The 10,576-nt window shown below is 62.1% G+C and carries 8 protein-coding genes; 6 read left to right on the top strand and 2 right to left on the bottom strand.

What is annotated here, in order from left to right; genetic code table 11:
- Positions 1-207: 207 nt before the first annotated feature.
- Entirely contained in the window at positions 208-996 is a 789-nt protein-coding gene (locus AC1Z32_RS34680; RefSeq protein WP_483483314.1) for a GntR family transcriptional regulator, read from the bottom strand.
- A gap of 605 nt (positions 997-1,601) precedes the next feature.
- Here AC1Z32_RS34680 and AC1Z32_RS34675 point away from each other — a divergent pair.
- From AC1Z32_RS34675 to acnA, 6 genes are all read left to right on the top strand, one after another.
- Entirely contained in the window at positions 1,602-2,588 is a 987-nt protein-coding gene (locus tag AC1Z32_RS34675; RefSeq protein ID WP_014251430.1) for a malate dehydrogenase, read from the top strand.
- A gap of 158 nt (positions 2,589-2,746) precedes the next feature.
- Positions 2,747-3,757 (top strand): HpcH/HpaI aldolase/citrate lyase family protein, encoded by a 1,011-nt coding sequence (locus AC1Z32_RS34670; protein WP_483483313.1) that lies wholly within the window; start codon positions 2,747-2,749, stop codon positions 3,755-3,757.
- Positions 3,758-3,865: 108 nt separating this feature from the next.
- Entirely contained in the window at positions 3,866-5,038 is a 1,173-nt protein-coding gene (prpC, locus tag AC1Z32_RS34665) for a bifunctional 2-methylcitrate synthase/citrate synthase (protein ID WP_483483312.1), read from the top strand.
- A gap of 87 nt (positions 5,039-5,125) precedes the next feature.
- Complete coding sequence (locus tag AC1Z32_RS34660) at positions 5,126-5,638, top strand: hypothetical protein (RefSeq protein WP_483483311.1); 513 nt, start codon at positions 5,126-5,128, stop codon at positions 5,636-5,638.
- 31 nt (positions 5,639-5,669) lie between these two features.
- On the top strand, positions 5,670-7,121 hold the full coding sequence (locus tag AC1Z32_RS34655; protein WP_483483310.1) for a bifunctional 2-methylcitrate dehydratase/aconitate hydratase: 1,452 nt from the start codon (positions 5,670-5,672) through the stop codon (positions 7,119-7,121).
- Positions 7,122-7,164: 43 nt separating this feature from the next.
- On the top strand, positions 7,165-9,870 hold the full coding sequence (acnA, locus tag AC1Z32_RS34650; protein ID WP_483483309.1) for an aconitate hydratase AcnA: 2,706 nt from the start codon (positions 7,165-7,167) through the stop codon (positions 9,868-9,870).
- An 80-nt stretch (positions 9,871-9,950) separates the two neighbouring features.
- Here acnA and AC1Z32_RS34645 read toward each other — a convergent pair whose 3' ends face one another.
- Entirely contained in the window at positions 9,951-10,274 is a 324-nt protein-coding gene (locus AC1Z32_RS34645; RefSeq protein ID WP_483483308.1) for a DUF2917 domain-containing protein, read from the bottom strand.
- Positions 10,275-10,576: the final 302 nt, after the last annotated feature.

Here is a 10,576-nt window from a genome sequence, read left to right as displayed (position 1 = left end):
GTATTCGGGCCTTGGTTTTTTTACGGCTTCAGCCATGCTAGACCCCAACTTGTTAAAACACACTAATCCGCGATTTTAGCGCCTTTTTATTTCGCGCTGCAGCGAAACGCCGCCGAAGAGACTGTTGCTCCGCGCGCGAAAATAAGCTTGCCGCGTGCGTGTTCCGCGAGCCACTCAGCCGGTGCTCGCCGCCCCTTCTTCATTCGTTCAACTCAAGTCGTTCTGATAGTAGTAACCGGTCGTGACATACCAGCCGCGCCGCACTTCCACAGGGCGATCGCCATAGGTATAGGACACGCGCTCCACCGATAAAAGCGGAAATCCCTGTGCGACATCGAGAAACTGCGCGACGGTCTCGTCGGCGGCGACGGCGCGAATTTTCTCCGACGCGCGAATCATGCGCGTGCCAAAATCCGTCTCGAACATCGCGTAGAGCGGGCCTTTATAGTCCGCAAGCCTTTCGGCTGTAAGGCCGCGAAATACCGCGCCCGGCAGCCAGATTTCGTCGAACACGGTCGTCACGCCATCAAACTGCAACAGGCGCTTGATAAGAACGACAGGATCGGCGGGCTTCAGGTCCAGCTGACGCGCGATTTCGGCGGGCGCGCGCAGACGCCTGCATTCGAGCAGGCGGCTGACGTGGGGATGAACATCGCCGTCGTCGGGCAGAAGGCGCAGGAAGCGGAACTGCACGCGGTCTTCGTTGTGCGTCGCAACGAACGTGCCTTTGCCCTGACGGCGAACGAGGAGATTGTCGGCGGCGAGCTCGTCGATCGCCTTGCGAACGGTGCCCTGGCTCACCTTGTAGCGCGCGGCCAGTTCGACCTCGCTCGGGATGATTTCGCCGGGCTTCCATTCGCCGGACTCGAGCCCTTGCGTGATGAGCGCCTTGATCTGCTGATACAGCGGGCTGAACGTCGGCGACGGCGTGCTCGCGGCCTCAGCCGCCGGTGCAGTGCCGTTGGGGGTCGTCGTGCTCGCCGGGTTGGAATTCATGCCGCGCATTTCAACACAAGGGCCGCCGTGCGTCCAGACTTTTCCCGCAGATTCCTATGTCTTATATAAGACATAAGATATTGTTGACTTTACCTCGGAGCGATCCTACACTCCTTGTCGAGCAAGGGTTTGCGGGTCGTTGCGAGAACGCAGGAACCGCCGGTCAGCGTGTTTTCCACGGCGCTTTTTGCCCCGGAGTCCGGCATCCGCACATCGCGCAACATACCGCCAGGCACGCCCTTTCGCTTTCGCCTCACGCCGATCGGCCACTCGATTCGCGCGCCGCTGCCTGCCCCACGCCTCGCAACGTCAAGCGCCGTCTCGAATGGGCGCGTTGCCGTAGCCCAAGCGAATCGCCGCGTCCCTCACGACCATCCCGCACGCCTTCCGCTCGAAGAAGGATTCATGGCATGACAGTCACGCCGCACACGCATCGGTGCGGCGCGAATCAAGGATAGCCGCATAGCCGCGCGCAAAGCGAGCGTGGCGCTGCTTCCGGCGATTCGCGCGCGGCATGACCGGCATGTCTTCATCAACGCTTTGCGTAACGCGCATAAAATGGCGTTTTTCCCTAGCGTTCCACGCACCGTCCAGGAGAGTTCTCAATGGCTAAGTCCGCAAAGCGCGTTGCCGTAACCGGCGCCGCAGGTCAAATCGGCTACTCGCTGCTGTTCCGCATCGCCAACGGCGATCTGCTCGGCAAAGACCAGCCCGTGATTCTTCAGTTGCTCGATCTGCCGCAAGCGCAAGGCGCCGTCAAGGGCGTCGTGATGGAGCTGGAAGATTGCGCCTTCCCGCTGCTCGCAGGCGTGGTCGTCACGGACGATCCCAAGGTCGCGTTCAAGGACGCCGACGTCGCGTTGCTCGTGGGCGCGCGTCCGCGTTCGAAGGGCATGGAGCGCAAGGATCTGCTGTCGGCGAACGCCGAAATCTTCACGGTTCAGGGCAAGGCGCTGAACGATGTCGCGAGCCGCGACGTCAAGGTGCTGGTCGTCGGCAACCCGGCGAACACGAACGCGTACATCGCGATGAAGTCGGCGCCGGATCTGCCGAAGAAGAACTTCACCGCCATGCTGCGTCTGGACCACAACCGCGCGCTGTCGCAACTGGCGGCCAAGTCGGGCAAGCCGGTGGCTTCCATCGAAAAGCTCGCCGTGTGGGGCAACCACTCGCCGACGATGTACCCGGACTTCCGCTTCGCAACGGCGGAAGGCCAGGACCTGACGAAGCTCATCAACGACGACGAATGGAACCGCAACACGTTCATCCCGACCGTCGGCAAGCGCGGCGCGGCGATCATCGAAGCGCGCGGCCTGTCGTCGGCGGCATCGGCGGCCAATGCTGCGATCGATCACGTGCGTGACTGGGTGCTCGGCACGAACGGCAAGTGGGTCACGATGGGCATTCCGTCGGACGGTTCGTACGGCATTCCGGAAGACATCATCTACGGCGTGCCCGTTACGTGCGAAAACGGCGAGTACAAGCGCGTCGAAGGCCTGGAAATCGACGCGTTCTCGCGCGAGAAGATGGACGGCACGCTTAACGAACTGCTCGAAGAGCGCGACGGCGTTTCGCATCTGCTGGGCAAGTAAGCACTACGGTATCGAGGGAAGCTCGTGGAGCTTCCCGTCTGCGCGGACGCTTCGCGGCGTTCGCGCGTGATTCGAACGCGCTCGAAAGACCCCGAGCGCATTCGAATCATCGAGCAAGATCGATTCTCCTTTCCCCCAAATCGGACCCGAAGCCGACGATGCGCGCTCTCACTCCCGCCGAAGTGCTGTTTGACGGCGAACCGCAACCCGCTGTTCTCCCGCCCTGCGACCATTACGCGGGCAGCGAGAAGCTGATGAAAAAATCCCTGGCGTTGCAGGCGCAACTCGGCCCGGTATCCGACATCACGCTCGATTGCGAGGACGGCGCGCAGGTCGGTCACGAAGCCGAGCATGCGGAGCTGGTCGCATCGTTCGTCGGCGGCGAGGAAGACCGTTTCGGGCGCGTGGGCGTTCGCATCCACGACTTCAACCACCGTGCGTGGCGCGACGACGTGCGCATCATCCTACGTAACGCGAAGAAGGCGCCCGCGTTCATCATGCTGCCGAAGATCCGCAGCGTTTTCGATGCCGCAGAGATGGTCGCCTTCATCGAAGCATCGCGCTGCGAGTTCGGCATCGCGAAGGCGGTTCCTTGCCATCTGCTCGTCGAGACGCATGGCGCGCTCGCGGAAGCGTTCGAACTGGCCGCGCTGCCGGGCGTCGAATCGCTGAGCTTCGGCCTGATGGACTTCGTCTCCGCGCACAACGGCGCGATCCCCGATACCGCGATGCGCTCGCCCGGCCAGTTCGATCATCCGCTCGTGCGCCGCGCGAAGCTCGAGATCGCGGCCGCGTGTCACGCGCACGGCAAGGTGCCGTCGCACAACGTGTCGACGGAAGTGCGCGACATGGGCATCGTCGCGAACGATGCCGCGCGCGCCCGCAACGAATTCGGCTTCACGCGCATGTGGAGCATCCATCCCGATCAGATCAGGCCGATCGTCGAGGCCTTTTCGCCGCGCGCCGATGAAATCGCGCTCGCCGCCGAGATCCTGCTCGAAGCGCAACGCGCGAAATGGGGCCCGACGCGCCACGGCGACACGCTGCACGATCGCGCGAGCTATCGCTATTACTGGTCCGTGCTGCGCCGCGCGCATGCGACCGGCCAGGTCATGCCCGACGAATGCGCGCCGCTCTTCGCCGCGCCCGCATCGGGAGCGCCGGCATGAGCGTCATCGGACCGGACTGCAGCGTCGCGCAAGGCCTCACGGCCTGCGCGTCCTTCAAGCACAACAAGTAACGCCGCATCACGAGCGTACGAAAGGAGACTTGAGAGCATGACTGATACCGCATCGACCGAAGCACCCGCAACCGGCGCATTCAAGCCGAAGAAATCCGTCGCGCTGTCGGGCGTGACGGCGGGCAATACCGCGCTGTGCACGGTCGGCAAGACCGGCAATGACTTGCACTATCGCGGCTACGACATTCTCGATGTCGCGACGACTTCCGAGTTCGAAGAAATCGCGTATCTGCTCGTGCATGGCAAGCTGCCGAACGCCGCTGAACTGAAGGCGTACAAGACGAAGCTGAAGGCCTTGCGCGGCTTGCCCGCGAATCTGAAGGCCGCGCTGGAATGGATTCCGGCGTCCGCACATGCGATGGACGTCATGCGCACCGGCGTCTCCGTGCTCGGCACGCTGCTGCCCGAGAAGGACGATCACAACGCGCCGGGCGCGAAGGACATCGCCGACCGCCTGATGGCCTCGCTCGGCTCGATGCTGCTGTACTGGTATCACTATTCGCACAACGGCAAGCGCATTGAAGTCGAAACCGATGACGATTCCATCGGCGGACACTTCCTGCATCTGCTGCATGGCGTGGAGCCGTCGAAGTCTTGGGTCGAGGCGATGCATGTATCGCTCAATCTTTATGCCGAGCACGAATTCAACGCATCGACGTTCACGGCGCGCGTGATCGCGGGCACGGGTTCCGACATGTATTCGTCGATCACCGGCGCGATCGGCGCATTGCGCGGCCCGAAGCACGGCGGCGCGAACGAAGTGGCCTACGAAATCCAGTCGCGCTATCAGACGCCCGACGAAGCGGAAGCGGACATCAAGCGCCGCGTCGAGAACAAGGAAGTGGTGATCGGCTTCGGCCATCCGGTGTACACGATCTCCGATCCGCGCAACAAGGTCATCAAGGAAGTGGCGAAGAAACTGTCGAAGGAAGCGGGCGACACGAAGCTGTTCGACATCGCCGAGCGCCTCGAATCCGTGATGTGGGACGCGAAGAAGATGTTCCCGAATCTGGACTGGTTCAGCGCCGTTTCGTATCACATGATGGGCGTGCCCACCGCCATGTTCACGCCGCTTTTCGTGATCTCGCGCACGTCGGGATGGGCCGCGCACATCATCGAGCAACGCATCGACAACAAGATCATCCGGCCGAGCGCAAATTACACCGGACCCGAGAATTTGAAGTTCGTCCCGATAAATAAGCGAAAATAACGGGCTGCGCGATCGGATTTCGCGTGTAAGAAATCCACGCCGCGCTGCAAACCGTTATCAACCCCCATGTTTTGAAAGGTTTTTTCGATGAACAAACTCCTTATCGCTGCAATCGCCGGTACGCTGGCAACGACGAGCGTCTTCGTCAGCGCCGACGCCTTCGCCGCGACGACGACCGATGCGAGCAAGGCCAAGACCGCGGCCAAGCGCCCCGCCCCGGCGCGCCGACTGATCAAGCGCAGCCCCAAGGCCGAAGCGGCCGCGGCGGCGAAGACTGATCCGATTCCCGAAGGTGCAGTGAAGTGGTCGTGCAAGGACGGCAATACTTTCTATCTGAAAGGCGACATGAAGCGTGACACCATCGTCACGGTGAACTGGGCCAAGAAGGATTACAAGCTGCCGCGCCAGGACACGACGACGGGCGCCGACCGTTTCCACGACTCCGCATCCGGCATGGATCTGGTCGTGATTCCGTCGAAGGCCATGCTGTTCTCCGACAAGGACTCGTCGCGCCTCGCGGACGAGTGCGTGACGCCGGAAATGGCTGCGGGCGGCGCAGCGCCGACGCAGTCGGAAGCGTTGATCAAGAACGTGCAATAACTCAGGCAGCACTTAAATCAGGAATCATTCGATGTCCGCACCGATCTCCAACATCCGGCCCGATCCGGACAAGGTACTGGTCGACATAGTCGATTACGTGCTCAGCTACAGCGTCGACAGCACGCTCGCGCTCGAAACGGCGCGCAACTGTCTGATCGACACGCTCGGCTGCGGACTCGAAGCCCTCTCCTACCCCGCCTGCACCAAGCTGATGGGACCGATCGTGCCGGGCACGATCGTCCCCAACGGCGCGAAGGTGCCGGGCACGCAATTCCAGCTCGATCCGGTTCAGGCCGCGTTCAACATCGGCGCGATGATCCGCTGGCTCGACTTCAACGACACATGGCTCGCAGCGGAATGGGGCCATCCGTCGGACAACCTCGGCGGCATTCTTGCAACGGCCGACTGGCTTTCGCGTAACGCGATCGCTTCGGGCAAGAAACCGCTCAGCATGAAAGACGTCTTGATCGCGATGGTCAAGGCGCACGAAATTCAAGGCTGCATCGCGCTCGAGAACTCGTTCAACAAGGTCGGTCTCGATCATGTGCTGCTCGTGAAACTGGCTTCGACGGCAGTGGTCGGACAGATGATCGGCCTGACGCGCGATGAGCTCATCAACGCGGTATCGCTCGCGTTCGTCGATGGTCATTCGCTGCGCACCTATCGTCACGCGCCGAACACGGGTTCGCGCAAATCGTGGGCCGCCGGCGATGCCACCTCGCGCGCCGTGCGTCTCGCGCTGATCGCGAAGACCGGCGAGATGGGCTACCCGTCCGTTTTGACCGCGAAAACGTGGGGCTTCTACGACGTGCTCTTCAAGGGCAGCGAGTTCAGGTTCCAGCGTCCGTACGGCTCGTACGTGATGGAGAACGTGCTGTTCAAGATCTCGTTTCCCGCCGAGTTCCATTCGCAAACCGCTGTCGAAGCCGCGATGACTTTGCACGGCAAGCTGAAGGAAGCGGGCAAGTCCGTCGAGGACATCAGGAAGATCACCATTCGCACGCATGAAGCGGCGATTCGCATCATCGACAAGAAGGGGCCGCTGAACAACCCGGCCGACCGCGATCACTGCATTCAATACATGATCGCCGTGCCGCTGCTCCACGGCCGTCTCACCGCCGCAGACTACGAAGATTCGATCGCGCAGGACGCGCGCATCGACACGCTGCGCGAGAAGATGGAATGCGTCGAAGACCCGCAATACACCAAGGATTATCACGACCCGGACAAGCGCTCGATCGCGAACGCGCTCACCGTCGAGTTCAGCGACGGCACGAAGCTCGATGAAATCGCGGTCGAGTATCCGATCGGTCACAAGCGTCGCCGCGCGGATGGCATTCCGCTGCTCGTCGAGAAGTTCAGGACGAATCTGGCGCGCCGGTTCCCGCAGAAGCAACAACAGGCGATCCTCGCGGTATCGCTCGATCAGGCAAAGCTCGAAGCAATGCCGGTCAATGAATACGTCGATCTGTACGTGATTTAAGCAAGCAGAGCAATTTCCTCGTCTTAGTCCAAGGAAAATAACCATGGCCCACAATCTCCACAACACGCTCAAGGAATTCGACAGCGGTTCCGGCAAAGGCAAGTTCTACTCGCTGCCGCAACTCGGCGACGCGCTGAAGGTCAAGATCCAGCGCCTGCCGGTCTCGATTCGTCTCGTCCTCGAATCGGTGCTGCGCAACTACGACGGCAAGAAGATCTCCGAGGAGCACATCGAGCAACTCGCGAACTGGAAGCCGAATGCAGCTCGCGTCGATGAAATTCCGTTCGTCGTCGCGCGTGTCGTGCTGCAGGACTTCACGGGCGTGCCGCTGCTCGCCGACATCGCCGCGATGCGTGGCGTCGCGAAGCGCGCGGGCAAGGACCCGAAGGCGATCGAGCCGCTCGTGCCGGTCGACCTCGTCGTCGATCACTCGGTGCAGATCGACCACTTCCGCGAGCCGAACGCGCTCGATCTGAACATGAAGCTGGAATTCCAGCGCAATAACGAGCGCTACCAGTTCATGAAGTGGGGCATGCAGGCGTTCGACACGTTCAAGGTCGTGCCGCCGGGCATCGGCATCGTGCACCAGGTGAACCTCGAGTACCTCGCGCGCGGCGTGCACAAGAAGGACGGCGTTTATTACCCGGACACGCTCGTCGGCACGGATTCGCACACGACGATGATCAACGGTATCGGCGTGGTGGGCTGGGGCGTGGGCGGCATCGAAGCGGAAGCGGGCATGCTCGGCCAGCCGGTGTACTTCCTGACGCCGGACGTGGTCGGCGTCGAGCTGAAGGGCAAGCTGCGCGAAGGCTGCACGGCAACCGACCTCGTGTTGACCATCACCGAAATGCTGCGCAAGGAAAAGGTCGTCGGCAAGTTCGTCGAGTTCTTCGGCGAAGGCACGGCATCGATCGGCGTGCCGGACCGCGCGACCATCGGCAACATGGCGCCCGAGTACGGCGCGACCATGGGCTTCTTCCCGGTCGACGAAAAGACCATCGACTACTTCAAGGGCACGGGCCGCACCGACGCCGAAATCGCCGCGTTCGAGCAGTACTTCAAGGCGCAGAAGCTGTGGGGCGTGCCGAAGGCCGGCGACATCGATTACACCAAGACGCTCACGCTGGATCTGGGCTCGGTCGCGCCGTCGCTCGCGGGTCCGAAGCGTCCGCAAGACCGCATCGAAATCGGCAACGTGAAGAGCACGTTCGTCGACCTGTTCTCGAAGCCGGTCGGCGAAAACGGCTTCAACAAGAAGCCCGCGGAGCTCGAAGCGAACTACAGGACGGCCGATGGCGTCGACGTGAAGAACGGCGACGTGCTGATCGCCGCGATCACCTCGTGCACGAACACGTCGAACCCGAGCGTGCTGCTCGCCGCCGGCTTGCTGGCGAAGAAGGCCGTCGAAGCCGGTCTGACGGTTGCGCCGCACATCAAGACGTCGCTCGCGCCGGGATCGCGCATCGTCACCGAGTATCTGACGAAGACGGGCCTCCTGCCCTACCTCGACAAGCTCGGCTTCACGCTCGCGGCTTACGGCTGCACGACGTGTATCGGCAACGCCGGCGATCTGACGCCGGAACTGAACGACGCGATCACGAAGAACGACATCGTCGCGGCAGCCGTGCTGTCGGGCAACCGTAACTTCGAAGCGCGTATTCACCCGAACATCCGCGCCAACTTCCTGGCATCGCCGCCGCTCGTCGTCGCTTACGCGATCGCGGGCAACATCACGCGCGACCTGATGACCGAGCCGGTCGGCAAGGGCAAGGACGGCCGCGACATCTACCTCGGCGACATCTGGCCGACGAGCGAAGAAGTGCACGCGCTGCTCAAGTACGCGCTGGATGCGAAGGCATTCCGCGAGAACTACTCGCAGCTCACGAAGGAAGGCGATCTGTGGAGCAAGATCGCGGGCGAAAGCGGTCAGGTCTATGACTGGCCGAAGTCGACGTACATCGCCGAGCCGCCGTTCTTCGGCAGCGACTTCTCGATGAAGCCGGCCGACTCGATTCCCGCTGTGCAGGGCGCGCGCGCGCTCGGCATCTTCGGTGACTCGGTGACGACCGACCACATCAGCCCGGCGGGCTCGATCAAGGAAACGTCGCCGGCGGGCGTGTGGCTGAAGGCGAACGGCGTGCAGAAGGCCGACTTCAACAGCTACGGCTCGCGTCGCGGCAACCACGACGTGATGATGCGTGGCACCTTCGCGAACGTGCGTATCAAGAACCTGATGATCCCGGCGAAGGCAGACGGCACGCGCATCGAAGGCGGCCTGACGATTCACCAGCCGAGCGGCGAACAACTGTCGATCTACGACGCAGCGATGAAGTACATCGACGCCGGCACGCAAACCGTCATCTTCGCAGGCGAAGAGTACGGCACGGGCTCGTCGCGTGACTGGGCGGCGAAGGGCACGCAACTGCTCGGCGTGAAGGCCGTGGTCGCGCGCAGCTTCGAGCGTATCCACCGTTCGAACCTCGTCGGCATGGGCGTGCTGCCGCTGCAGTTCAAGGGCGCGGACAGCGTCCAGTCGCTGAACATCACGGGCGAAGAGACGTACGACATCGAAGGTCTCGGCGACGACTTCAAGCCGCAGCAGGAAGTCACGCTGGTGATCCATCGCAAGGACGGCAAGGAAGATCGCGTGCAGGTGCTGCTGCGTATCGACACGCCGATCGAAGTCGACTACTACAAGCACGGCGGGATTCTGCCGTTCGTGCTGCGCTCGCTGCTCGCAGCGTAAGAAAGCTTGTTTTGCAGGTGACCGCGCTCGCGAGAGCGCGGGAACATTGAACCCGGCCGTGGCCGGGTTTTTTTTCGTCCTTAAGCCTTCGAAACCGCGATGTGCGGCGACGGCGTGCGCCGCGCGAACCAGGCGCGCACGATTTCACCCAGGCTCCGCGTATGCGTCGACGTCGACGCCGACGCCAGCGAGAAGCGGCTGCCGTCTTTCGCACCGCTGACCCAGATCGACGTGTACGGCTTCAACTCCACCGACGCGCCCGCGTCGAGCCAGAAATCGCCCGTCTCACCTTCGATCGTCAGCCAGATCTGTCCGCGCGTGACGCGCAGGGTTTGAGGCCGGTCGATGAGCCAGCCTGTCGGCGCATCGCACCGGTCGAGTTCGAAAGTCCGAATTTCACGCATGATGCCGCTCCTATGAATCGCTTGGCCGGGAGGCTGCGTGGTGAACACCTGTATGCAGCCGTTAAGCGTATTATTCGACCGATTCCGAACACCTTGAATGAACACTTCTGCACAGTTGCAGAGGAACTGTTAAGCTAAATTCGCTGAACAGTTCGCCCGTGGATGTCAGAGACGCACATTCTTAAAACAGCCCGGATAGCCATTCTGCCTAGCTTGACGGCGGTTTTCGGATGCGTTCGAATGGCACTACGACAGCAGCGAACAGCCAAATCCAACTGTTCACTCATTCCGACTGAACACTT

Source organism: Caballeronia sp. 11_S32, assembly GCF_056930355.1.
Note: the sequence above shows the minus strand (reverse complement) of the source record. Positions and strands in the feature narration are given on the sequence as shown.

Excerpts from the sequence above, each read along its gene's own strand:
- AC1Z32_RS34680 (WP_483483314.1), bottom strand. The coding sequence starts at position 996 with ATGAATTCCAACCCGGCGAGCACGACGACCCCCAACGGCACTGCACCG.
- AC1Z32_RS34675 (WP_014251430.1), top strand. The coding sequence starts at position 1,602 with ATGGCTAAGTCCGCAAAGCGCGTTGCCGTAACCGGCGCCGCAGGTCAA.
- AC1Z32_RS34670 (WP_483483313.1), top strand. The coding sequence starts at position 2,747 with ATGCGCGCTCTCACTCCCGCCGAAGTGCTGTTTGACGGCGAACCGCAA.
- prpC (WP_483483312.1), top strand. The coding sequence starts at position 3,866 with ATGACTGATACCGCATCGACCGAAGCACCCGCAACCGGCGCATTCAAG.
- AC1Z32_RS34660 (WP_483483311.1), top strand. The coding sequence starts at position 5,126 with ATGAACAAACTCCTTATCGCTGCAATCGCCGGTACGCTGGCAACGACG.
- AC1Z32_RS34655 (WP_483483310.1), top strand. The coding sequence starts at position 5,670 with ATGTCCGCACCGATCTCCAACATCCGGCCCGATCCGGACAAGGTACTG.
- acnA (WP_483483309.1), top strand. The coding sequence starts at position 7,165 with ATGGCCCACAATCTCCACAACACGCTCAAGGAATTCGACAGCGGTTCC.
- AC1Z32_RS34645 (WP_483483308.1), bottom strand. The coding sequence starts at position 10,274 with ATGCGTGAAATTCGGACTTTCGAACTCGACCGGTGCGATGCGCCGACA.